The organism is Halopseudomonas salina (genome assembly GCF_014637955.1).
GTDB lineage: Bacteria > Pseudomonadota > Gammaproteobacteria > Pseudomonadales > Pseudomonadaceae > Halopseudomonas > Halopseudomonas salina.
On the sequence record NZ_BMFF01000003.1, the window covers coordinates 563,791 to 587,236 of the forward strand.

Annotated in this window: 16 protein-coding genes; 8 read left to right on the top strand and 8 right to left on the bottom strand. The window is 57.8% G+C overall.

Going from position 1 to position 23,446, the window contains the following annotated elements; all coding sequences use genetic code 11:
- Positions 1–221 precede the first annotated feature (221 nt).
- The 3 genes from clpB to rluD form a co-directional block, all read right to left on the bottom strand.
- On the bottom strand, positions 222–2,789 hold the full coding sequence (gene clpB, locus IEV54_RS09975) for an ATP-dependent chaperone ClpB (protein WP_150278246.1): 2,568 nt from the start codon (positions 2,787–2,789) through the stop codon (positions 222–224).
- A gap of 150 nt (positions 2,790–2,939) precedes the next feature.
- Complete coding sequence (gene pgeF / locus IEV54_RS09980; protein WP_150278245.1) at positions 2,940–3,677, bottom strand: peptidoglycan editing factor PgeF; 738 nt, start codon at positions 3,675–3,677, stop codon at positions 2,940–2,942.
- Positions 3,674–4,633: a 23S rRNA pseudouridine(1911/1915/1917) synthase RluD gene (gene rluD, locus IEV54_RS09985; protein WP_150278244.1), complete on the bottom strand. Its 960-nt coding sequence runs from the start codon at positions 4,631–4,633 to the stop codon at positions 3,674–3,676. The genes pgeF and rluD overlap by 4 nt, the downstream gene beginning before the upstream one ends.
- 195 nt (positions 4,634–4,828) lie before the next feature.
- On the opposite strand from rluD, the gene IEV54_RS09990 reads away from it, so the two are divergent.
- From IEV54_RS09990 to IEV54_RS10005, 4 genes are all read left to right on the top strand, one after another.
- Complete coding sequence (locus IEV54_RS09990; protein WP_150278243.1) at positions 4,829–5,827, top strand: outer membrane protein assembly factor BamD; 999 nt, start codon at positions 4,829–4,831, stop codon at positions 5,825–5,827.
- Between the two features lie 177 nt (positions 5,828–6,004).
- On the top strand, positions 6,005–6,241 hold the full coding sequence (locus IEV54_RS09995; protein ID WP_150278242.1) for a PP0621 family protein: 237 nt from the start codon (positions 6,005–6,007) through the stop codon (positions 6,239–6,241).
- Entirely contained in the window at positions 6,234–7,814 is a 1,581-nt protein-coding gene (locus IEV54_RS10000) for a two-component system sensor histidine kinase NtrB (RefSeq protein WP_150278241.1), read from the top strand. Before IEV54_RS09995 ends, IEV54_RS10000 begins: the two co-directional genes overlap by 8 nt.
- Positions 7,815–7,848: 34 nt before the next feature.
- On the top strand, positions 7,849–9,207 hold the full coding sequence (locus tag IEV54_RS10005) for a sigma-54-dependent transcriptional regulator (protein ID WP_150278240.1): 1,359 nt from the start codon (positions 7,849–7,851) through the stop codon (positions 9,205–9,207).
- Between the two features lie 2 nt (positions 9,208–9,209).
- Here the strand turns inward: IEV54_RS10005 and thiO are convergent, their stop codons facing one another.
- Positions 9,210–10,310 (bottom strand): glycine oxidase ThiO, encoded by a 1,101-nt coding sequence (thiO, locus tag IEV54_RS10010; protein ID WP_150278239.1) that lies wholly within the window; start codon positions 10,308–10,310, stop codon positions 9,210–9,212.
- A gap of 208 nt (positions 10,311–10,518) precedes the next feature.
- Here thiO and mqo point away from each other — a divergent pair, with 208 nt between their 5' ends.
- Positions 10,519–12,003 carry a malate dehydrogenase (quinone) gene (gene mqo, locus IEV54_RS10015; RefSeq protein ID WP_150278238.1) on the top strand — a complete coding sequence of 495 codons (1,485 nt, stop codon included), beginning with the start codon at positions 10,519–10,521 and terminating at the stop codon, positions 12,001–12,003.
- A 57-nt stretch (positions 12,004–12,060) separates the two neighbouring features.
- Here the strand turns inward: mqo and IEV54_RS10020 are convergent, their stop codons facing one another.
- The 3 genes from IEV54_RS10020 to IEV54_RS10030 all read right to left on the bottom strand — a co-directional run bounded on the left by IEV54_RS10020 (position 12,061) and on the right by IEV54_RS10030 (position 18,260).
- Complete coding sequence (locus tag IEV54_RS10020) at positions 12,061–12,819, bottom strand: substrate-binding periplasmic protein (RefSeq protein ID WP_150278237.1); 759 nt, start codon at positions 12,817–12,819, stop codon at positions 12,061–12,063.
- A 197-nt stretch (positions 12,820–13,016) separates the two neighbouring features.
- Positions 13,017–14,273: a serine hydroxymethyltransferase gene (glyA, locus tag IEV54_RS10025; RefSeq protein WP_150278236.1), complete on the bottom strand. Its 1,257-nt coding sequence runs from the start codon at positions 14,271–14,273 to the stop codon at positions 13,017–13,019.
- 126 nt (positions 14,274–14,399) lie between these two features.
- Positions 14,400–18,260 (bottom strand): bifunctional diguanylate cyclase/phosphodiesterase, encoded by a 3,861-nt coding sequence (locus tag IEV54_RS10030; protein WP_150278235.1) that lies wholly within the window; start codon positions 18,258–18,260, stop codon positions 14,400–14,402.
- A gap of 203 nt (positions 18,261–18,463) precedes the next feature.
- Here IEV54_RS10030 and ettA point away from each other — a divergent pair, with 203 nt between their 5' ends.
- The 3 genes from ettA (at position 18,464) to IEV54_RS10045 (ending at position 22,002) form a co-directional block, all read left to right on the top strand.
- Complete coding sequence (ettA, locus tag IEV54_RS10035; RefSeq protein ID WP_150278234.1) at positions 18,464–20,128, top strand: energy-dependent translational throttle protein EttA; 1,665 nt, start codon at positions 18,464–18,466, stop codon at positions 20,126–20,128.
- 124 nt (positions 20,129–20,252) lie between these two features.
- On the top strand, positions 20,253–21,590 hold the full coding sequence (gdhA, locus tag IEV54_RS10040) for an NADP-specific glutamate dehydrogenase (protein WP_150278233.1): 1,338 nt from the start codon (positions 20,253–20,255) through the stop codon (positions 21,588–21,590).
- A 55-nt stretch (positions 21,591–21,645) separates the two neighbouring features.
- Positions 21,646–22,002, top strand: a complete 357-nt coding sequence (locus IEV54_RS10045; protein ID WP_150278232.1) for a PilZ domain-containing protein — start codon at positions 21,646–21,648, stop codon at positions 22,000–22,002.
- Between the two features lie 8 nt (positions 22,003–22,010).
- Here the strand turns inward: IEV54_RS10045 and radA are convergent, their stop codons facing one another.
- The gene (gene radA / locus IEV54_RS10050) at positions 22,011–23,390 is read right to left on the bottom strand and encodes a DNA repair protein RadA (RefSeq protein ID WP_150278231.1); all 1,380 of its coding nucleotides are present in this window, start codon (positions 23,388–23,390) and stop codon (positions 22,011–22,013) included.
- Positions 23,391–23,446 lie beyond the last annotated feature (56 nt).

Sequence of the window (23,446 nt, forward strand, 5' to 3'; positions counted from 1 at the left end):
CCTCGACAAAAGAGTCAACCCAAACTCCGCTGGCCCAGGTGGAACTGGGCCCTCCCAGGCCCGGGAATGTCGAGTTCCATCTCGACAAAAGGGTTAGCCCAAACTCCGCTGGCCCAGGTGGAACTGGGCCTCCCGGCCCGGGAATGTCGAGTTCCATCTCGACAAAGGGGTTAACCCAGACTCCGTTTGCTCAGGTGGAAACCGACCTTCCCGGTCACTGCTCAGCCAGTAAACACAAACTCATCGTTTTCAACCTTGGCCTTGATGGTCACGCCCGGTTCGAAGTCACCGGCCAATATGCGCTGGGCCAGCGGGTTCTCGATCCAGCGTTGTATCGCCCGCTTGAGCGGCCGTGCGCCATAGACAGGGTCGTAGCCAACCGATATCAACTTTTCCAGGGCTTCGTCTGTCAGCTCCAGGCTCAACTCCCGCTCTGCCAGGCGGTCGCCAAGGCGTTGCATCTGGATGCCCGCAATACCTGCAATCTGATCCCTGCCCAGAGGCTCGAACACCACCACTTCATCAATCCGGTTGATGAACTCGGGGCGGAAATGCTGCCCGATCGCGTCCATCACTGCCGCGTGCTGTCCTTCGGGATCGCCGACCAGCTCCTGAATCTGCGCGGAGCCCAGGTTGGAGGTCATGACGATTACCGTATTGCGGAAATCCACAGTGCGGCCCTGGCTATCTGTCAGACGACCGTCCTCGAGCACCTGCAGCAATACGTTGAACACATCCGGGTGAGCTTTCTCGACCTCGTCCAGCAGGATCACGGAATACGGCTTGCGGCGCACTGCCTCGGTCAGGTAGCCCCCTTCCTCATAACCGACATAGCCCGGAGGCGCACCAATCAGTCGAGCCACGGAATGCTTCTCCATGAATTCGGACATGTCGATACGCACCATTGCCTCGTCGGTGTCGAACAAGAACTCGGCCAGCGCCTTGCACAGTTCGGTCTTGCCCACGCCGGTTGGCCCGAGGAACATGAAGGAGCCACTGGGCCGGTTCGGATCACTCAGACCGGCGCGGGAGCGACGTACCGCGTTGGATACGGCGACAACAGCTTCATGCTGGCCGATCACCCGCTTGTGCAGGCCCTCTTCCATGCGCAGCAACTTGTCGCGCTCGCCTTCGAGCATCTTCGAGACTGGAATACCGGTCCACTTGGAGACGACCTCGGCAATCTCCTCTTCGGTCACCTTGCTGCGCAGCAACTGATTCTCGGTGGGTCCGTGCTGCTCGGCCATCTGCTGGCTGCGCTCCAGATCGGGAATCACGCCGTATTGCAGTTCCGCCATGCGCGCCAGCTCACCCTTGCGCCGTGCAGCCTCGAGTTCCTGCCGGGCCTGCTCGATTTTTTCCTGGATCTGCGCGGTGCCCTGTACATCGGCTTTTTCCGACTTCCAGATCTCTTCCAGATCGGCGTATTCACGCTCCAGCCGGGCAATATCTTCCTTGAGTTTTTCCAGGCGCTTGAGTGCGGCTTCGTCGTCCTCCTTCTTCAAGGCTTCACGTTCGACCTTGAGCTGAATCAGGCGGCGCTCGAGACGATCGAGTACCTCCGGCTTGGAATCGATTTCCATACGGATACGACTGGCCGCTTCGTCGACCAGATCAATTGCCTTGTCCGGCAACTGCCGGTCGGTAATATAGCGATGGCTCAACTTGGCCGCGGCGATGATCGCACTGTCAGTGATAGCCACCTTGTGGTGCACCTCATAGCGCTCTTTCAGCCCTCGCAGGATCGCAATGGTGTCCTCTTCGCTCGGCTCGTCCACCTGCACTTTCTGGAAGCGGCGCTCCAGTGCGGCATCCTTTTCTATATATTTGCGATATTCATCCAGCGTGGTGGCGCCCACACAGTGCAGTTCACCGCGGGCCAGGGCGGGTTTGAGCATATTGCCCGCATCCATGGAGCCCTCGGCCTTACCGGCGCCGACCATGGTGTGCAGCTCATCGATAAACAGGATTACCCGACCTTCCTGCTTGGACAACTCGTTGAGCACAGACTTGAGCCGCTCCTCGAATTCGCCACGGAACTTGGCACCGGCAATCAGCGAACCCATATCCAGGGACAGCAAACGTTTGTCGCGCAGACCGTCAGGCACCTCGCCATTGATGATGCGCTGCGCCAGACCTTCAACAATCGCGGTCTTGCCCACGCCGGGCTCACCGATCAGCACCGGGTTATTCTTGGTCCGGCGCTGCAGTACCTGGATGGTCCGGCGGATTTCGTCATCACGACCGATCACCGGATCAAGCTTGCCTTCTTCGGCCTTGGCGGTCAGGTCGACGGTGTACTTGTCCAACGCCTGGCGCGACTCTTCGGCGTTCGGGTCATTGACCGACTCACCACCGCGCAGGTTGCTGATTGCCGTTTCAAGCGCCTTTTTGGAAACGCCCTGATCCAGCAGAATCTTGCCCAGCGTGGTATTGCTTTCCATCGCCGCGAGCAGTACCAGTTCACTGGATATGAACTGGTCGTTGCGCTGCTGCGCCAGACGGTCGGCCTGATTGAACAGACGCGCCATATCCTGGGAAAGATTGATGTCACCGGTGGGATTGCTGACTGTCGCAAGCTTGTCGAGAGCATCGTCCAGCGCCACACGCAGGGCGTTGGTATCAAAACCTACCTGGCGTAGCAAAGGTTTGATTGAGCCTTGCTGCTGATCAAGCAGGGCAAGCATCAGGTGCACCGGCTCGATCTGAGGATTATCACGGCCGACGGCCAGTGACTGGGCATCGGAGAGTGCCATCTGTAATTTGCTGGTAAATCGGTCGATTCGCATAGTATGTCCGTCCTTTACTTAAAGCGGCCGGCGATGCCTGGCAGCGTCATTTATTGAGTATGGACTTTTAATATGGACAGTAAGCGACGTTTCAAGGTGTAAAAGCTTGACCGGAGTCAATTTTTTGTCATTAAGCGCAAAAACTTGCCGCTATGACGCGTTTTCCAGCCAGATCATGGATACGAACCGCCCCGTCTGACCGTCGCGCCGGTAGGAAAAGAACTGGGTAGGATCATTAACGGTACAGTGCTCAGCGCCGTAAATACGCTCCACACCACAGGCTTCAAGGCGCTGACGGGCCAATGTGTAGATGTCAGCCAGATAGTGTTCAGAACGCTCGGAGGGCTCGAAGGCCTGTATCGCACTGGCATCAGCAGTGCGGAATGCCTCGAACACTTCCGGCCCGACCTCGAATGCCCGTGGACCAATCGCGGGTCCAAGCCAGGCCATAAGGTTATCTGGAGCTTCACCCATCGCGCCAACGGTGTTCTCCAGAACACCAGCTAGCAATCCGCGCCAGCCTGCGTGGGCTGCTGCCACGCGCGTACCAGCCTGATTGCACAGTAGCACTGGCAAACAATCGGCCGTCATTATGCTGCAGGCCACCCCCGGCTGCCCGGTCCAGCTTGCATCGGCTTCCATGACCCGCCCGGCATCAGCTTCCACCACAAGCGTACCGTGCACCTGCTTCAACCAGGCAGGCGCACAACCCAGCGATCGCTGCAATTCTGCCCGGTTGGCCGCTACGTGAGCCGGATCATCACCTACGTGATCACCCAGATTGAAGCCTTTCCATGGCCCCTGGCTGCAACCGCCCCGGCGGGTGGTGATGCAGGTTCTTACCTGCTCCGGGGCTGGCCATTGGGCCTGAAGCGCAGTAAAGCTCATTCGGCAAGCTCACCATCTTCGCGCAGCAGTGCGAGCAAGTTCAGCATGTCTGCGGGCAAAGGCACTTCCCAGCTCATGGTTCGTCCATCGTCGGGATGCTGCAGCTCCAGGCGCCGTGCATGCAACGCCTGACGAGGAAAGCCACGCAGGGTTTCAATCAGCTCCGGAGTCGCGCCAGCTGGAATGCGCATGCGCCCGCCATATGTCTGATCGCCAATCAGTGGGAAATGGATATAACTCATATGCACGCGGATTTGGTGAGTACGCCCGGTCTCCAGCTTCACCCGCACATGGGTATGCGCTCGAAAGCGCGTGATGACACGGTAATGACTCACTGCCTGCTTGCCACCCACCATCACCGCCATCTTCTGCCGGTTGGTGCCATGCCTGGCAATGGGCTCGTCGACCTTACCGCCGGCGGTCATCACGCCTACCACTACAGCCTCGTATTCGCGCGTCACCGATCGCGCTTGCAGTTGCGCTACCAGGTCGGTCTGCGCTTCCAGTGTCTTGGCAACCACCATCAAACCGGTAGTGTCCTTGTCCAGGCGATGCACAATACCCGCACGCGGCACCTTGGCCAGTTCCGGTGCATGGTGCAGCAATGCGTTCAACAGCGTACCGTCCTGGTGCCCTGCAGCGGGATGAACCACCAACCCGGCTGGCTTGTTAATCACCATCAGCGCCTGATCTTCATAGATGACGTCCAGCGCGATGGCTTCAGGTTGCCAGTCGCCCTGCACTTCACGTTCAGCATCCAGGACCAGTTTTTCGCCGCCGTAGACGGTATCTCTGGGGCGCACACTGCGGCCATCCATGGTCAGACATCCATCCTTGATCCACGCCTGCAGCCGTGAGCGGGAGAAATCGGGAAACAGCTGGGCAGCCACCTGGTCAAGGCGCTGGCCGCCACTTTCGGGGGCAACTGACGCGGTCATGCTGATACGATCGGACATTCGGGACTCACTGGAGGGCGCACTGGGCGCTTTGACGGCGACGCAATCCTATTTTGGAATCAGCGATGCGCTGTGGTTAAATACGGCTTCTTTACAGGTACCAACCGGCTTGGCCGGCTACCTGAATACAGGATTCAACTATAACAGGACGGCTGTCGAGGCAACAGCGCACGGTCGTCCATCCGGGTATCACATATGTCGATGAAACACTTTCTGCTGGTCGGTCTGCTCGCGCTCATTTCAGCATGCGCATCCAACCAGGTACTGGACGAATCTCTCAGCGAATCAGAGCTCTACCTGCTGGCCCAACAGGATCTGGACGCCAATAGCTATGGCGCGGCAGTGGAAAAACTGCGCGCACTCGAGTCACGCTATCCTTTCGGCCGCTTTGCCCAGCAGGCGCAGCTGGAATTGATATACGCCTATTACGAGAACATGGAGCCGGAGGCAGCCAAGTCATCGGCGGACCGTTTCATCCGCCTGCATCCCCAGCATCCGAATGTGGATTACGCCTATTACATGCGAGGAATGACCTCCTTTACCCGTGACCGGGGCATATTCGAGCGCTTTCTCCCGCTGGACATGACCCGTCGTGATCCTGGCGCGGCGCGTGACTCCTTCAATGAGTTCGCTCAGTTGGTAAGCCGCTATCCGGACAGCCGTTATGCTCCAGACGCGCGCTTGCGGATGGTCTATCTGCGTAACCTGCTGGCTGCCTACGACGTCAATGTGGCGCATTACTACCTCAAGCGTCAGGCTAACGTAGCCGCCGCAAATCGGGGTCGGTACGTGGTTGAGAATTTCCAGCAGACCCCAGCCGTAGCCGATGGCCTGGCAGTCATGGTCGAGGCCTATCAACGCCTTGCCATGCCGGATCTGGCAGAGACCTCACTGCAAGTGCTGCGGGCCAACTACCCGGAACACCCCAGCCTTGATGGAGACAGCTTCCGCCACCACGTGGAGCCTGCCAAGCGTGAACGCGGCATGTTCACCACCATGGCTGGAGATCTGATGGGCAAGGTCATGACTCCGCCCTCACGCAACGCCGGCACGCAAATGGAGCGCGAGATGCAGCAGCAGTATCTGCAGGCACTCGACGCCCTGCCCCGTGAAATACGCGCGCCCGCACAAAGCGAGGAAGAAAAGCAGGGTCGCTCGATCTGGAGCCGCATCACATTCGGTCTGTTCGATTAAATAGAATCCCCTCTCCGGCCAGAGTCTGCTGATGCGGACCTGGCCACGATTCGTTATTGACCTGCGCAAGTCTCCGCACATCCTTCATACCCGCCTGAAACTTGAACAACCGGCCCATACTTTGGCGCCGGACATGCATGAGCTACACTAGTCCCTCATTTTGCTGGGGGCATGATCATGGGGCTGTTCAAACTGCTGGTGCTCGCGATTGTCGTCTTTGCCGGGCTGACTCTGTGGCGTCGTTTGCAGGCCAGGAACGCCGGACGCAGTACCCGCACACCAGGCATTAACACACCCGAGCCAATGGTCAGGTGCAAAGAGTGTCGGGTGCACATCCCGGCAGATAAGGCGCTACGCAGCAAAGACGACTGGTATTGCTGCGCCGAGCATCGCGACACCCATACCCATGAGTGATCAGGCAGACTCCCAAAGACCCCGGATATTACGACTTTACAACCTTTACCGGGTCGTTCTGGGCTTCTGTCTGGCATTGCTGACCAATACAGCTGCCCGCGATGGGCTTCTGCAATTAAGTAATCCACAGCTCTACGAAATTGCCAGCTGGATCTATCTTCTGGTCAATGTGTTGATCGCAGTATTGCTCCATCGGGGCCGCCGCGATCTGCATCTGTTCCTGGTATCAGTGCTGGACATCTTCCTGCTGGGTATCATTTTTTATGCCGCGGGGGGGCCGGGAAGCGGCTTTGGCAACCTGCTGCTCATTCCAGTGGCGATCGGCAATATCCTGCTGCATGGGCGTATTGGCCTGCTGTTGGCCGCACTGGCAAGCCTGGCAATCATTTACCTGACGTTCTATCTGACGCTGTCCTACCCCGGTGTCAGCCAGGGCTATTTGCAGGTCGGCGTACTGGGCTGCATCTACTTTGCCGTGGCGATGTTCGTGCAACGCCTCAGCCGACGCCTGCGTCAATCCGAAAGCCTGGCACAGCAGCAGGCGGCGAGTCTGGCGAGCCTGGAAAAAGTCAATCAACTGATCATCCACCGTATGCGTACCGGGATCATAGTGGTGGGCACGCACAACAAGGTGCTGCAGGCCAATGAAGCGGCTGCGCAGATGCTGGGCAAGCCAATCATTCGTGGCATGAACATAGAGGAACTGGCTATCGGTCTGGCGCAACGGCTGCGCCAATGGGAGGAGACACCGTCAATCAGAGCCATGCCTTTTCATAACCACAGCGGTGGCACTGAGATAATGGCCAACTTCAAACCACTGGCAACCGACAGCGAAGAGACGGTGCTGATATTCCTGGATGACAACACCCAGATAGCACAGCAGGCTCAGCAGCTGAAGCTCGCCTCGCTGGGTCGTCTTACCGCCAGCATCGCCCATGAGATTCGTAACCCACTGGGGGCTATCAGTCACGCCGCGCAGCTGCTTGGCGAGTCCGGGGAGCTCCCAGCCGCCGACCACCGGCTGACTGAAATCATCCAGCAGCACTCAAAGCGTATGAACAAAGTTATCGAGACGGTCCTGGAGCTTTCCCGCAGGCGACCAAGCGAGCCCCAACTGGTTGATCTGGGGCTGTGGCTTGAACAGTTCGTTGCCGATTTTTCAGCCGGGAGTCCGCAAGAAGACCGGCTGGAGCTCGACATTGCCGGACCAGGTATCCAGACCCGCGTAGACCCCTATCAGCTTAGCCAGGTACTGGATAACCTTTGCCGTAACGCCCTGCGTTACACCGATACCGCGAGCCCGTACAAAACCATCTGGCTGCGGCTTTACCTGCAGGCAGACTCGGAACTGCCGACGCTGGAGGTAATAGATCACGGTCCGGGCATTGCCGAGGAACATGTTCCGCATATTTTCGAGCCGTTCTACACCACCCACGCCAGCGGCACCGGACTGGGCCTGTATATCTCCAGAGAACTGTGCGAGAGCAATCAGGCTCGCCTGGAGTTTGAACCCATGTTGCCGCGCGGCTGCTGCATGCGAATAACCTTTGCGCATCCGAAGCGCCTCTTATAATCGATCACAAGCCCCAGAAATCAGGATTCAAACAATGGTGCAGACATCAAGCCCCCTGGTCCTTATCATCGATGACGAGCCGGACATACTCGAGCTACTGGATTTGACGCTGCAACGCATGCAGCTCGAAACCCGCAGTGCCACCACTATGGCGCAGGCCATGCAGCTGCTGGCGAGTACAAACTTTGATTTGTGTCTGACCGACATGCGCTTGCCTGATGGGGACGGGCTGACGGTCGTGCGGCATATCCAGCAGAATCATCCCCAGACCCCGGTAGCCATGATTACTGCTTACGGCAGCCTGGATACCGCCATCAGTGCGCTCAAGGCGGGCGCGTTTGACTTTTTGACCAAGCCTGTGGACCTGCAGCGCCTGCGTGAGCTGGTCAACAGTGCGCTGCGCCTCAACCAGACCCAGGCCCCCGCGCTGTCCGATGAAGCACCAGATCCGATTCTGGGCTGTTCCCCACCGATCGAGCAACTGCGCAAACGTATCACCAAGCTGGCCCGTAGCCAGGCACCGCTATACATCAGTGGCGAATCAGGCAGCGGCAAAGAGCTGGTGGCCCGGCGCATCCATGCGCTGAGCTCCCGCTCACAGGCGCCCTTCGTTCCGGTCAATTGTGGCGCCATTCCCTCCGAGCTGATGGAGAGCGAGTTTTTCGGCCACCGCAAGGGCAGCTTCACTGGCGCAGTCGCAGACAAGCCAGGGCTTTTTCAGGCTGCAGGAGGTGGCACTCTGTTTCTTGACGAAGTGGCAGACCTGCCCATGGCCATGCAGGTCAAACTACTGCGCGCAATCCAGGAGAAATCGGTCAGGCCTGTAGGCACCCAGCAGGAAGAGTCAGTCGATGTACGTTTGCTCTGTGCCACCCACAAGGACCTGGCTGCAGAAGTAGCCGAGGGCCGCTTTCGCCAGGACCTGTTCTATCGCATAAACGTGATCGAACTCAGCGTACCCCCGTTGCGCGAGAGGCGTGAAGATATTCCCCTACTGACCCAGCACATACTTGCCCGGCTCGCCAAACGGAACCAGATGCCGATTCCGCATATCGGCGCACCGACGATGGAGCGGCTGACCAGCTATCGCTTCCCGGGTAACGTGCGAGAACTGGAGAACATTCTCGAGCGCGCATTCACGCTGAGCGAGGGAGCGGTTATCGAAACGGACGACATCCATATTTCCGCCTGCCCTACCGCCGCATCGTCACAGGCCACGCCTTCACTGGGGGATATCGGCTCGCTGGAAGACTACCTCGACAATATTGAACGCAATGCGATCACCCAGGCACTTGAAGAAACACGCTGGAACAAGACCGCAGCGGCAAAACGCCTGGGCCTGACATTCCGCTCGCTGCGTTACCGCCTGAAAAAACTGGGTCTGGACGACTGATCTCAGCGTATGCCGATACGTCCCTCGATGCGGTAAGGTTCCGCAGACATCTCCGGCGTTTTACCGGTCATCAGATCGACAAGCAAACGACAGGACGCGGGCGCCAATACCAGACCATTACGGAAATGCCCCGTATTGAGCCAGAGGCCTTCGATGCCGGGTACCTCGCCAATAAACGGAATACCGTCCGGCGAACCTGGCCGCAAACCCGCCCACTGGACAACCGGCTGCATCTCGGCCAGAGCCGGCAGCAAGCCATGGGCAGAAGCACGTAGCGATTCCAGCGCCTGCGCAGTAGTGCTGGTGTCATAACCCGCATATTCCAATGTACTGCCTATCAGAATATGGCCATCACGGCGTGGAATGGCATAACGGCTCTCGTTCAACACCATGCTTGGCAACCAGCCAGGCGCAGCCTTGTAAAGCAACATTTGACCTTTCACCGGCTCGACTGCCAGCTCCATGCCCAGATCTCCAAGCCAGTCACCACTCCAGGCCCCTGCCGCCACCACGACTGCATCTGCTGCCTGTTCTCCGCGGGAATGGGCAACGCCTTTCACCTTGCCACCCTCAACCTTCAGACCGGTAGCCAGAGTGTCTTCCAACAAGGTGAATTCCGGAAACTGCAATAAGCGTTTTTTCAACGCCGCCATTAGTCGCGGATTGCGCACGTTGGCCAACTGCGGATGCCAAATGCCTCGGGTAAAGCCCGGAGCCAGGTCCGAAACCTGCTGGTAGATAAAGTCGCTGTCGACAGCCGTGAGAGGGCTACGTTGTTCGGTGGCCCAAGCCAGGGCTGCGTCCTGCTCGGCATGGTCAAGCCAGATAAGACCGCATTCGGTGTATTCGGGGTCGACACCTGTCCGCTGGTGCAGTTGCTGGCACAACCGGGAGTAATGCGCCTGAGACCACTCGGCCAGCGCGCTAATAGCCTGACTGTACCGCCAGGGATAAAGCGGCGTCACTATGCCACCCCCCGCCCATGAGGCCTCCTGGCCTGTACTCCCGCGCTCGAGCAGACATACCTGCCTACCGTTATCCAGAAGCTCCAGCGCCGTCAGGCAGCCCATCACCCCGCCGCCAATCACAACCACCTGCTGCATAGACCACTCCCCCGGTTTGCCAATGGACAAGAAGCTGGCAGCTTAAACCAGTGGGTGACTCACAGTCTTGACCCGGGACAGGGAATCTTTGACTGCAAGGTGTTGCAGAACCTGGTTCTGAGACTTTTTGACTATGGCGGTCTTGTGTTACTCGCGTCGATAAAACGGTACTATGACCGCTGATTTTTTAGTATGAGGCGGCATGTTAATGACAGCAAAAAACGTAGACGTATTGCTGGTCGGCGGTGGCGTCATGAGCGCCACACTGGGAATGTTGCTCAAACAGCTGGACCCGGCAATGACCATTACCCTGGTCGAGCGCCTGGACCACGTAGCCCACGAAAGCACGGATGGCTGGAACAATGCGGGTACCGGCCATGCCGGATACTGTGAGCTGAACTACACCCCAGAAGATCAGGATGGCAGTATAAGTATCAACCGGGCCCTGGATATCAACGCGTCCTTCGAGGTGACTCTGCAGTTCTGGTCATACCTTGTCGAACAGGGGCTCTTGCCTGCGCCATCAAGCTTTATCAACACAACCGCGCATCAGAGCTTCGTCTGGGGCGACAAAGATGTCGAGTATCTGCGCAAGCGCCATAAACTTCTCAGCGCTCATCACCTGTTCGCCGAAATGCAGTTTAGCGATAAGGCCGAGGAAATCAGCCAGTGGATGCCCTTGGTGATGCAAGAACGTGAGTCCGGCCAGACTTTTGCCGCCACCCGCGTTGAGCACGGGTCGGATGTCGATTTCGGCTCCCTTACTCGCAGCATGATCAGCCATCTCAAAGATACCGAGAACTTCGATCTGCTGCTCAAGCACTCTGTACAGAGTCTGAAAAAGAGCAAGCGTGGTCACTGGCGGGTGGAGCTGGAAGACGAAAATACCGGTGAAGAAAAAACCCTCAATGCCAAGTTCGTTTTCCTTGGCGCAGGCGGTGGCTCTCTACCCCTGCTGCAGAAGTCTCACATCGACGAAAGCCAGGGTTACGGCGGTTTTCCAGTCAGCGGCCAATGGCTGGTGTGCAGAAAGCCGGAAATCGTCAAACAGCACAGCTCCAAGGTGTATGGCAAGGCTCCGGTTGGCGCACCGCCGATGTCGGTCCCGCATCTGGATACCCGGATCATCAACGGTGAACCAGCACTGCTATTTGGCCCCTTCGCCGGCTTTACCACCAAGTTCCTCAAGAAGGGCTCGGTCTTTGATCTGTTCTCCTCGGTCAAACGCTACAACGTGGCGCCGATGATGGCGGTAGGCCGGGACAATATGGATCTGACCCGCTACCTGATAGCAGAGTCATTCCAGTCTCATGAGGACAGGGTCGAATCACTCCGCAACTTCTTCCCCCAAGCAAGCCAGGCTGACTGGAAGCTGCAGGATGCAGGTATGCGTGTGCAGATTATCAAGAAAGACGCCAAAGGCCATGGCAAGCTGGAATTCGGTACCGAGATAGTTGCAGCCAAGGATGGCACGCTGGCCGCTTTGCTGGGTGCTTCTCCGGGAGCCTCCACGGCCGTTCAGGCAATGATCAACGTACTCGAGCGCTGCTTCAAGGACCGCCTTGTCAGTCCCGAATGGCAAGCGCGCATGAAAGAACTGGTGCCCTCATATGGTCAATCACTGATCAATGACGCGGACCTGCTCAAACAGGTGCGTAACCGCACCTTGAGTACGCTGCAGCTGAAACGCTAAGCCCCCTTGCGCCGTCGCCATATGGCAGCGGCGCAAAGGTATGCACACACCTGCTGACTATTGGCGCGTCACTTCAAGATCGACTCCCTGAAGCGCCAGCTCATCGTAGGCACGATCAAGGTCCGCTTTGAGTTCCGGCGCAAAGCCTGACTCTTGCGACAAAATGAAACGCATTGGCTGTTCAGCCATCTGCACCGACGGCAACGGCGCAATCCCCAACTGCCGTGTCGCCGCATCAACCTGTACCTGGTAATCCAGAAGATAATCGCCCCTACCCTTGAGCAGCATCTGCACCGCACCGATGTGGGAAATGCTGGTCACCTGTTCAAGGCCCAGCTCAGGGTCACGCAATGTGTCTAGCAACGAGGTCACGTAGGTATAGTTGGTAATCAGGATCACGCGTTTTCCGGCAAGCGCACCAGGCAACTCGGGCTCAGACTCGCCTGGTCGATAATACAGATCGATTCCTACCTGACCCAAATCCCTGTCGGTCATTAACGTGTGCTCTTTCAGAGCCGGTTTATTGAGAATGCCTGGCCACAGATGGACTCCGCCACTTTCCAGGCCCCGCCAGATACGCGCAGCGGGCATGATACGAATGTCCGCGCGGTAGCCGGCCTGCTCGAGCAGCATGCGTGTCAGGACCACCGTCTTGCCAACAGCTTCGCCCGCCTCGTTCAGCTCACTGAAGCCCGGGAAGGACATGATGCCGACCCGGACCACAGGTTTTTCTTGCAGCTCACCCATTTCGACCTGGGCTCGTGCGTCACCAATACCTGCTCCCAGGACAAAAATGACGGCCAGCATTAACTTCATTGACCTTACCCCACCGCCCCCAACAAACAGCCCAGTAACAATCGTTGACTTGTACTGGCATCTCTATCGAAATGGTAACAAAGTGTGCCGTAAAAACAACGCCATTAATTTGCTACCCAATCAATTCAGGTAGACAAGGCACGCAATAAAAAGCCCCCGAAGTCAGAGACCCGGGGGCTTTCTCGATCCGTCGGCAATCAGTCGCCGTAAACTGGCAGTCGCTTGCAGATGGCCTTGACCTGATCACTGACGCGTTCAATCACGTTTTCGTCAGCGATATTCTCCAGCACATCACAGATCCAGCCCGCGAGCTCACGGCAGTCCGCTTCCTGGAAGCCACGCGTTGTCACAGCCGGCGTACCAATCCGCAAGCCAGAGGTTACAAAGGGCGAACGAGGATCGTTAGGCACCGCGTTCTTGTTCACCGTAATATGCGCACGCCCCAGCGCCGCATCTGCATCCTTACCGGTGATGTCCTGCTTGATCAGCGACAACAGGAACAAGTGGTTTTCAGTGCCACCGGAAATAACATCAAAACCGCGCCCAATGAACACGTCAGCCATGGCCTTGGCGTTCTTGATTACCTGTTGCTGGTACGTCTTGAATTCCGGGCTCATGGCCTCCTTGAAGCAGATCGCCTTGGCGGCAATCACGTGCATCAGCGGGCCGCCCTGGCCACCGGGGAATACGGCGGAATTGAACTTCTTTTCCAGCGCTTCGTTGGCACGCGCCAGAATCAGTCCGCCGCGCGGACCGCGCAGTGTCTTGTGCGTAGTAGTAGTCACCACGTCAGCGAAGGGCACCGGGTTGGGGTAAACGCCCGCGGCCACAAGACCAGCAATGTGTGCCATGTCGACGAACAGATAGGCACCCACCTTGTCGGCGATTTCACGGAAGCGCGGGAAATCAAGCACCTGGGAATACGCCGAGAAGCCGGCAATGATCATCTTCGGTTTGTGTTCAACCGCCAGTGCTTCAACTTCATCATAATCAATCAGGCCCGTATCGGTATTGATACCGTATTGCACTGCATTGTAATGCTTGCCGGAGAAGTTGACAGAGGCTCCATGGGTCAGGTGGCCCCCGTGGGCAAGACTCATGCCCAGTACAGTGTCGCCCGGCGTCAGCAATGCCTGGAACACGGCGCTATTGGCCTGAGACCCGGCATGGGGTTGGACGTTCGCGTAATCCGCACCAAACAGCTCCTTGGCACGATCGATGGCCAGTTGCTCGGCGATGTCGACATACTCGCAACCACCGTAATAACGCTTGCCGGGGTAGCCCTCTGCGTACTTGTTGGTCAGCACAGAACCCTGTGCCTGCATCACCGCGGGGCTGGTGTAGTTTTCGGAAGCAATCAGTTCGATGTGGTCTTCCTGACGCACGACTTCCTGCTGCATGGCAGCCCAGAGCTCGGGATCGAAGGTAGCGATATCGGTGGAACGGCTAAACATGGCACAGCCCCCTACAAGGAAGATCAAATAAGGGCGGCATTTTAACTCAAGGAGACAGCCGTGGCACATGAAAAGCGCTCAAGCACACAACAAAATCGTTTCAAGAGCGTTGTGAACGCATTTGCCCTAAGGCGGCCCATGCAAATACTGCGACTCCAGGTCTTTGGCTGGCATGGGTCGCCCGAGCAGAAAGCCCTGCGCTTCGTCACACTGAAAGCCCACCAGCAGTGACAGCTGTTCACGGGTTTCGACACCCTCAGCAATCACTCGCAGCTGCAGACTGCGGCCCATCGCCACAATGGCCTGGGCCAGCAATGTATCACGGCTGTCATCATGCATGGCCTGAATAAAAGAGCGGTCAATCTTCAGCGTGTCGATCGGAAAATCCTTGAGATAATTCAGTGAAGAGTAGCCTGTACCAAAGTCGTCCACCGCAATCGCCACGCCGAGCGCTTTCAACGCAGCGAGCGTCTGCATGGTTTCCTCCACATCCTGCAGCAGCACACTTTCTGTCAGTTCCAGCTCGATCGAGGACGGTTCAAGCCGGTAGCGCTCCAAAACCTCTCCCACCTGAGTCGCCAGGTGGCCGTCGGTGAACTGACGGGCGGACAGGTTGATGGATAGCCGAGGCAGGGGGCAACCGGCATCCCGCCAGGCAGCCATCTGGCGACAGGCACGATCCATCACCCAGTCGCCCAGCGCACCTATCAAACCGATTTCCTCGGCTATAGGCACGAATACAGCGGGTGAAATGGCCCCCCGCTCGGCGTGTGTCCAGCGCAACAGCGCCTCCGCACCCGTCAGCCGACCGCTCACACAGTCGAACTGGGGCTGATAGTAAAGTTGCAGCAAGTCATCCTGTAATGCGTGGCGCAGGTCACTTTCCAGACTGACCCGCTCCAGGGCACGGGCGTTCATGTCTGCCTGATAGAACTGGAAGGTGTCCTTGCCGATGGATTTGGCATGGTACATGGCGGTGTCTGCGTTCTTTAGCAGCGCATTGGGCTCAACCCCATCCTGCGGGTAGAGCGCCAGACCGATACTGGCGCTGATGAAAAACTCGCGCTCCTGCAATACAAAGGCAGGTGCCAGCACAGCAAGCACTTTCTCTGCCACGTGGATGGCAGCCGCCATGGCTTTTTCCCGATTCTCCTGACCAACCAGCAAGATGGTAAATTCGTCCCCACCCATGCGAGCTACCGTGTCGCTATCACGCACACAGTCGCTGAGGCGACGCGCCACTTCCCTGAGCATCTGGTCACCGGCAGCATGCCCCAACGTATCGTTGATCGGCTTAAAGCGGTCCAGATCCAGAAACAGCACCACAACCCATTCATCACGGCGTTCAGCGAGCTGCAGTGCCGTTCCTATCCGATCCTGGAACAGGGTACGGTTGGGCAAACCGGTCAGCGCGTCATAATAGGCAAGGGTTTCAATCCGAGCTTCGTTGGCCTTGCGCTCGCTGATATCGACGAAGAAACACACATAGCTGACCAGGTCGCCTTCATTGTCCTGCACGGCAGTTATGCCAGCCCATGATGGGAATTTTTCACCGCTCTTGCGACGCATCCATATCTCACCCTCCCAGCGCCCCTGCTCTCGCAAAATACCGAGCACTTCGGGATAGAACAGCTCTTCCTGAACGCGCCAAGCGAGCATCTCGGGAGTGTGATCAATAATCTGCTCTGCTGCGAAACCGGTTATCTGAATGAAGTTTTCATTGACCTGCACAACGTAGCCGGCCGGATCCATTACAAGGATGGCGCCGGTGGTATTCTCGAAAACCGTCGCCGCCATCCGCAGCCGGTTTTCCGTGCGCCGCTGCTCGGTTATGTCGCGGGCAATACCCAGTATCCCCAGAAAACGGCCTTCCCCGTCCCACATCAGGGATAGACGCACTTCTGTCGGGCATTTATGACCATCTGCCTTTATGCAATCCACGGTTGTCTGGCGATGGTATCCCTCGGCCCTCAATCTCTGGGCCTTCTCGGGGCTATCCAGGCGGGGTGCCAGTTCGCGCAGGACCGAGCTGATGAAGCGGTTGTATGAGTGCCCCGCGACCACCTGACTGAAACCGGTTTCGATCAGCTCCTCGGGCTTGTAGCCAAGCATGCGGGTAACCGACGGGCTGATGTAGTCAAGTCGAAAGCTGGTATCGGTTGCCCAGATGACATCGCTGATATTCTCGGCCAGCAACCGGTAACGCTGCTCGCTGGTGCGAAGCTGCTGGGTAGCCATCGTCTGTTCGTGTATGTCACGCACTACCCCGATAATCTGACGGACCTTGCCATCGGGCAGCCGGGAGAGAACTTTCACCCGCAAACTGTGCCAGCGCCAGCTGCCATCAATATGCCGCCAGCGCAATCGAGTTTCATGCACCGTATCGTCTGCCAGCACCTGCTGCAGATTCCGACTGACCTGCATCTGCTCAATATCGTCGGGATGCAGTAAACGATCCCGGTAATCAGCATCAAGCACCCGTTCATCTGATTCGTCGTAGCCAAGCAGCTGCGCCAGTGACCGATTGCTGTAAACGAACTTCTGCCGCTGCATGTCCTTGATGAACACTACATCCGGCACCGCCTTCACTACCCCGGCCCAGTAGCGCTCGCGCTCTATCATGGACAACTCTACCCGCCGCCGTGTGCTGATATCGCTCAGACTAACGGTAACTGCATGATAATCCTCGGCGTTTTCCGGCAAGCGCATTATCACCCAGGCATGCCGTACCTTGCCTGAGGGCACCAATATGGGCGTTTCGAATTCAAGACGCGGAGTCCGGTTGACGACTGCCAGAATGACCTTGTACCGCGCCGACTCCAAGCGAACCTTTTCCTCGCGCTGAAGGACGCTTTCCACGCCCTCGACCGAGCTCTGACCAGTCAGATCCAACGCTACCTGGTTGGCATCAACCACTTTCAAGTTGCCGAAAATTTCCGAGTGACGCTGGGGATTGGCGTCCAGCCAGGCGTCCAGACTCGCCTGATTGTAGATCCCCTCGCGAAGCAGCCAGCCCCGCAGCGCTGACAGGTCGAGTTGGCACAGCGCCATGCCGACACCCTGGAAAATATCCTGATAACGCCGCTCGCTATCCTCAACGTGGGCAAAGGTGGCCTGGTTGTGCGCGAGCAGGGCCTGGTTGACCCGGCGCATTCTCGCCACCGTCCAGACGACCACAAGCAGAACCAGAATGAACCCGATTACCAGCAAGACCTTCAACCGCACAACCTGCCCCATTCTCTGCAGGTAATAACCAGGCTCGATCAGACCTCGCACTTGCCAGAGCGTGCCCGCTACCGGAGCACTGACAACAACTTGGCTGCGCTCAGCAGCAGTCATCGCCATGTTGTCCAGATAGACTAGATGATCGCCCTCCTGCCGGGCCAGAACACGGGCGTGTCCGGCGTCCTCAAGCAGCCAGGAATAACCTTGTGCAGGCTGTGCAGAAACCAGGGAGGATATGTCTCGATCCTCAACCTCGAGCAACCAGAACTGACCGGCGCTCTTGCTCACGATTGACCAGTAAAGCACTCCTCGATCCAGATCCGAATCGAGCGCAAAAGAATAGCCGCTCATATTCAGACCCCGTACCGAAGGCATCCAGGGCGGTATTATGTCGCCTGCGGGATTACCCGGTGTTACCCGGGTAATCCCGCGCAAACCCGGTAGCAGCCTTGCCGCAGAATCTACAGCCAGAGCTGGGCTGTCTGAGTACATATTGTCCAGCAACTCCGACAGCGCAAGCGACTTGACCTCCAGATTAAGGCCTATCTGGCTGGCTGTCAGCCAAACCGACTCCTCAACCTGAATCTGGTGCTGATGACGCAGCAGACGAAAGTCCTGCCAGGCTTGCCAAACCATGAGTATCGCCAGCAGGACGCCAGCCACCGCCACCAGCAGGATGCCGGCATTGACCGGCAAGCCTTGAGCTGGGCCCGCGGTAACTGCGGGCTTGGATCCTTCGACGATATTTTTGTGATTATTCAAAAGGCCCAACTTTGTGCAACAGTGTGTTCGTCAATTATGCTATCACAGGCAGCAGACCCAGATGCAGTGCAAAGCGGCGCGCACGAGCGAGGCAAATTTGCCCTGAAAGCCCAGTTGGGCTAGCCTTGCGGGCAATTTCGCAGCCCCGAGAGGCTACTGCGAACCAGCACCGATCCACTTCTCAAATTCAGGTTTTGCGCACCATGGCTCAATACGTATACAGCATGCATAGGGTCGGCAAGGTCGTCCCGCCGAAAAACCGCATCCTCAAGGACATTTCCCTGTCCTTTTTCCCCGGCGCCAAGATCGGCGTCCTGGGTCTGAACGGCTCCGGTAAATCTACTCTCCTGCGCATCATGGCGGGCGTAGATACCGAAATCGAGGGCGAAGCTCGCCCAATGCCCGGCATCAAGATCGGCTATTTACCCCAGGAGCCGGAAGTTGATCCAGCGAAAACCGTTCGTGAAATAGTCGAGGAAGCGGTCAGCGAAATCAAGGATGCCCAGGCACGCCTGGACGAAGTTTATGCTGCCTACGCCGAGCCGGATGCGGATTTCGATGCGCTAGCAGCCGAGCAGGCAAAGCTGGAAGCGGTACTCCAGGCGGGTGACGGCCACAACCTTGACCGTCAACTGGAAGTCGCCGCCGACGCACTGCGTCTGCCACCATGGGATGCGAAAATCGAGCATCTATCCGGTGGCGAGAAACGCCGTGTTGCCCTGTGCCGGTTGTTGCTCTCCGCCCCTGACATGCTGCTGCTCGACGAGCCAACCAACCATCTGGATGCCGACTCCGTCGCCTGGCTGGAGCAGTTTCTGCACAATTTCTCCGGCACCGTAGTGGCGGTCACCCACGATCGCTACTTCCTCGACAACGTGGCTGGCTGGATCCTGGAGCTCGACCGCGGCCATGGCATTCCCTTTGAAGGCAACTACTCACAGTGGCTCGAATCCAAGGCAACCCGCCTGGCCCAGGAATCCAAGCAGGAGTCTTCCCACGCCAAGGCCATGAAGGCCGAGCTGGAGTGGGTACGTCAGGGGGCCAAGGGCCGTCAGGCAAAATCCAAGGCGCGCATGCAGCGCTTCGAGGAGCTGCAGTCGCAGGAATTCCAGAAACGCAGCGAAACCAACGAGATCTACATTCCCGCCGGTCCCCGACTGGGCGACAAGGTCATTGAATTCAACAGCGTGAGCAAGGGGTACGGTGATCGCGTTTTGATCGACGACCTGAGTTTTGCAGTACCCAAGGGTGCGATTATCGGTGTGATCGGTGGTAACGGCGCCGGCAAGTCCACCCTGTTCCGGATGATCACTGGGAAGGAGCAACCTGACAGCGGCAACATCGATATCGGTGAAACGGTCGAGATTGCCAGCGTTGACCAGAGTCGAGACGAACTGGATGGCAAGAAGACTGTCTGGGAGCAGGTCTCCGACGGCTTCGACATGATCAAGGTGGGTAACTATGAAGTGCCCTCCAGGGGTTATGTAGGGCGTTTCAATTTCAAGGGCGCCGATCAACAGAAGTTCGTCAAGGATCTGTCCGGTGGTGAGCGTGGACGCCTGCACATGGCGCTGACACTCAAGAAAGGCGCCAACGTGTTGTTACTCGACGAACCTTCCAACGATCTTGACGTAGAAACCCTGCGTGCACTGGAAGAGGCTCTGCTCGACTTCCCCGGCTCTGCCATAGTTATCTCTCACGATCGCTGGTTCCTCGATCGTATCGCCACACATATCCTCTCCTACGAGGATGAAGGGAAGGTCACCTTCTTCGAGGGTAACTACACCGAGTTCGAAGCCGACCGCAAGAAGCGTCTTGGCGAAGCTGCCGCCCAACCTCATCGGGTACGCTACAAGAAGCTGGCCTGAGCTCAGGCAGGCTGCCGGCTTTCTGCCGGCAGCCCCCCTCCTTTTGTTGCCAGGTGTTTACTGCGGCCAATGGCCCCGATTGCTCTGCTAGAGTCTTGGCATTCATAAAATCCAAGAGGCCGGCATGAGTCAGACCCTGAGCGAGTACATAAAGGAAATGCAGCAACGCGATGAGGATCAGCCGGAGTTTCATCAGGCAGTGGAAGAGGTTCTCACCAGTCTCTGGCCCATGCTGGAAGAAAATCCCGAATATTTCGATAACGGCATTATCGATCGCCTCATAGAGCCCGAGCGCACCATCATCTTCCGCGTTCCCTGGGTAGACGATGCGGGGAAAGTGCGGGTCAACCGTGGCTATCGGGTGCAGATGAACAGCGCTATCGGCCCATACAAGGGAGGGCTGCGTTTTCATCCTTCGGTGGACCTGGGAGTGTTGAAGTTTCTCGCCTTCGAGCAGGTTTTCAAGAATGCGCTTACCACTCTGCCGCTTGGCGGCGGCAAGGGCGGTGCAGACTTCGACCCAAAGGGTAGAAGCAACGGCGAGATCATGCGTTTCTGCCAGTCGTTCATGACTGAGCTATCACGCCATATCGGCGAGGACCTTGATGTCCCAGCTGGCGATATCGGCGTCGGCCCACGGGAGATAGGCTATCTCTATGGTCAGTATCGTCGCCTGAGCAATCGCAACACCTCCGCACTCTCTGGCAAGGGCCTGAGCTACGGCGGTAGCCTGTTGCGCACCGAAGCGACCGGCTACGGGGTCGTGTATTTCACGCAAAGGATGCTCAACACCAGGAGCATAGGCATCGAGGGGCAACGCATTGCAGTTTCCGGTGCAGGGAACGTCGCCCAACACGTCGTTTACAAACTGCTGCAGCTCGGCGGTATCGTTGTGTCAATGTCCGACTCCACCGGCACGTTGCACAGCCCCGACGGATTGACGGACGATCAATGGCAAGCGATCGTGGAGCTGAAAAACAGCAAGGGCGGTAGTTTCAAGGATCTGGACCAGCACAACGGCCTGCATTTTCTGGAGAAGCAAACTCCCTGGCACCTTGAATGCGATATTGCCATTCCCTGCGCTACGCAGAACGAGCTGAATGGCGACGATGCCCGCACACTACTCGACAACGGGTGCCAGTGCGTGACTGAAGGAGCAAACATGCCCTCGACCAATGAAGCCGTCGAGGCTTTCCAGCAGGCACGCATCCTGTTTGGCCCCGGCAAGGCAGCCAACGCCGGCGGAGTTGCCGTGAGCGGACTGGAAATGGCGCAGAATGCGATGCACCTGCACTGGAATGCGAAGAAAATAGATGAACGCCTGCAGGAAATAATGAGCTGCATTCATGAGTCATGCGTGGAATACGGCAAGCAACAGGATCATATCGACTACGTGAAAGGCGCCAATCTGGCGGGGTTTGCCAAGGTAGCTGAGGCAATGCTTGCGCAGGGAGTGATCTGACAATGCAAATTGCAGCTATAGTGGAGGGTACACGTATCATGCCAAGGCAACAGCCATGAGTGACGACCGCCGCCGTTTTACCCGCGTCCCCTTTGACGCACAAACCAGTCTGCGCCAGGACGGTGTAGATATCGATGTTCAATTGGTCGATTTGTCGCTGCACGGGCTACTGGTGCTCGAACCCAAGGACTGGGCGAGCCTCAGCAACACTGGCCAGTTCGATGCCGTCATCGAGCTGGCAGAAGGGAGCCAGATACGCATGGACGTGCACCTGGCCCACGCAGAGGAAGGCTTGCTGGGATTCGAGTGCGATTACATTGATCTGGACTCGATCAGCCATCTCAAACGCCTGGTTGCGCTCAATACGGGTGACGAAAAACTACTGGAGAGAGAGCTCGCCGGCCTGCTCTGACCCCTCTGTCAGTCGAAAATAGCCGATAACGCTTCATCAAGCCGCGTTACGGCTACCACCTGCATGCCCTTGGGACTCTCTTTCGGTGCATTCGCCTTGGGCACTATGGCGCGGGTGAAACCGTGCTTGGCCGCCTCCTTCAATCGTTCCTGCCCACTGGGCACCGGCCGAATCTCCCCTGACAAACCCAGCTCACCGAACACCATCAGATCCATGGGCAGCGGACGGTTACGCAGGCTCGACATGACCGCAGCCAGCAATGCCAGATCGACCGCAGTCTCCAGCACCTTGACGCCGCCCACCACATTAACGAAGACGTCCTGATCATAGGTAGCTACGCCGCCATGCCGATGCAGTACGGCTAGCAGCATGGCCAGCCGGTTCTGGTCCAGACCCAGGGTCACCCGCCGCGGGTTGCCCAGGTGAGAGGTGTCAACCAGGGCTTGAACTTCCACCAGCATGGGCCGGGAGCCTTCCCATGTGGACATCACCACGCTGCCGGGGATGGGCGTGTCGTAGCGCGAGAGAAAAATCGCCGAGGGATTTGAAACCTCCTTCAGGCCCTTGTCGGTCATTGCAAATACGCCCAGCTCGTTGACCGCCCCGAAACGGTTCTTGACCGCCCGCAGCATGCGCAGGCGCCCATCGGATTCGCCTTCGAAGTACAGTACCGTGTCTACCATGTGCTCGAGTACCCGCGGCCCCGCCAGGGAGCCCTCCTTGGTCACATGCCCCACCAGAAAGATCGCCGTCCCGCTCTGCTTGGCATAACGCACCAGAAGCGCCGCACTTTCCCGCACCTGGGCAACGCCCCCGGGGGCCGATTGCAACTGTTCGGTAAAGATCGTCTGGATGGAATCCACCACCATCACCCGGGGTTTCTCCACCCGCGCTGTGGCAATAATGCTTTCGATACAGGTTTCGGTCATTACCCGCAGACGTTCCTCTGGCAGACCCAGACGTCTGGCGCGCATAGCCACCTGCTGCTGCGACTCCTCACCGGTTACATACAAGGCTGGCATAGTCTCGGCGAGTTGACACAAGGTTTGTAACAGGATTGTCGATTTGCCGATACCCGGGTCGCCGCCTATGAGTACGACCGACCCCGACACCAGGCCACCCCCCAGCACGCGATCAAGCTCGGAGGATCCGCTGGGCTGCCGGGGCACTTCTTCAGTGGACACCTCTGCCAGCGTCCGCACCTGCGCAGCCTGCCCAGCCCAGTGGCCGCTCCGCCCGGTTGCTGGACCAGTTCCACCTGTTGGCGTGGTGTCCACCACCGTTTCCACCAGCGTATTCCACGCCTGACACTCACCACACTGCCCCGCCCACTTGGAAAATGTCGCGCCACACTCGGTGCAACCATATATGCGCTTGTTTTTTGCCATAGAGCTCCCCGGGGACGGAACAAAGATGCTATTTTCAAAACAGATGGGCGTGTCGT

What these genes read in the sequence shown, in the direction of transcription:
- pgeF (WP_150278245.1), bottom strand. Translation starts at nt 3,677, where the DNA reads ATGAGCTTTACTGCGCTTCAGGCCCAATGGCCAGCCCCGGAGCAGGTA.
- IEV54_RS10000 (WP_150278241.1), top strand. Translation starts at nt 6,234, where the DNA reads ATGAGTGATCAGGCAGACTCCCAAAGACCCCGGATATTACGACTTTAC.
- IEV54_RS10020 (WP_150278237.1), bottom strand. Translation starts at nt 12,819, where the DNA reads ATGAAGTTAATGCTGGCCGTCATTTTTGTCCTGGGAGCAGGTATTGGT.
- gdhA (WP_150278233.1), top strand. Translation starts at nt 20,253, where the DNA reads ATGAGTCAGACCCTGAGCGAGTACATAAAGGAAATGCAGCAACGCGAT.
- mqo (WP_150278238.1), top strand. Translation starts at nt 10,519, where the DNA reads ATGACAGCAAAAAACGTAGACGTATTGCTGGTCGGCGGTGGCGTCATG.
- IEV54_RS10005 (WP_150278240.1), top strand. Translation starts at nt 7,849, where the DNA reads ATGGTGCAGACATCAAGCCCCCTGGTCCTTATCATCGATGACGAGCCG.
- IEV54_RS09990 (WP_150278243.1), top strand. Translation starts at nt 4,829, where the DNA reads ATGTCGATGAAACACTTTCTGCTGGTCGGTCTGCTCGCGCTCATTTCA.
- IEV54_RS09995 (WP_150278242.1), top strand. Translation starts at nt 6,005, where the DNA reads ATGGGGCTGTTCAAACTGCTGGTGCTCGCGATTGTCGTCTTTGCCGGG.
- clpB (WP_150278246.1), bottom strand. Translation starts at nt 2,789, where the DNA reads ATGCGAATCGACCGATTTACCAGCAAATTACAGATGGCACTCTCCGAT.
- rluD (WP_150278244.1), bottom strand. Translation starts at nt 4,633, where the DNA reads ATGTCCGATCGTATCAGCATGACCGCGTCAGTTGCCCCCGAAAGTGGC.
- IEV54_RS10045 (WP_150278232.1), top strand. Translation starts at nt 21,646, where the DNA reads ATGAGTGACGACCGCCGCCGTTTTACCCGCGTCCCCTTTGACGCACAA.
- ettA (WP_150278234.1), top strand. Translation starts at nt 18,464, where the DNA reads ATGGCTCAATACGTATACAGCATGCATAGGGTCGGCAAGGTCGTCCCG.
- thiO (WP_150278239.1), bottom strand. Translation starts at nt 10,310, where the DNA reads ATGCAGCAGGTGGTTGTGATTGGCGGCGGGGTGATGGGCTGCCTGACG.
- glyA (WP_150278236.1), bottom strand. Translation starts at nt 14,273, where the DNA reads ATGTTTAGCCGTTCCACCGATATCGCTACCTTCGATCCCGAGCTCTGG.
- radA (WP_150278231.1), bottom strand. Translation starts at nt 23,390, where the DNA reads ATGGCAAAAAACAAGCGCATATATGGTTGCACCGAGTGTGGCGCGACA.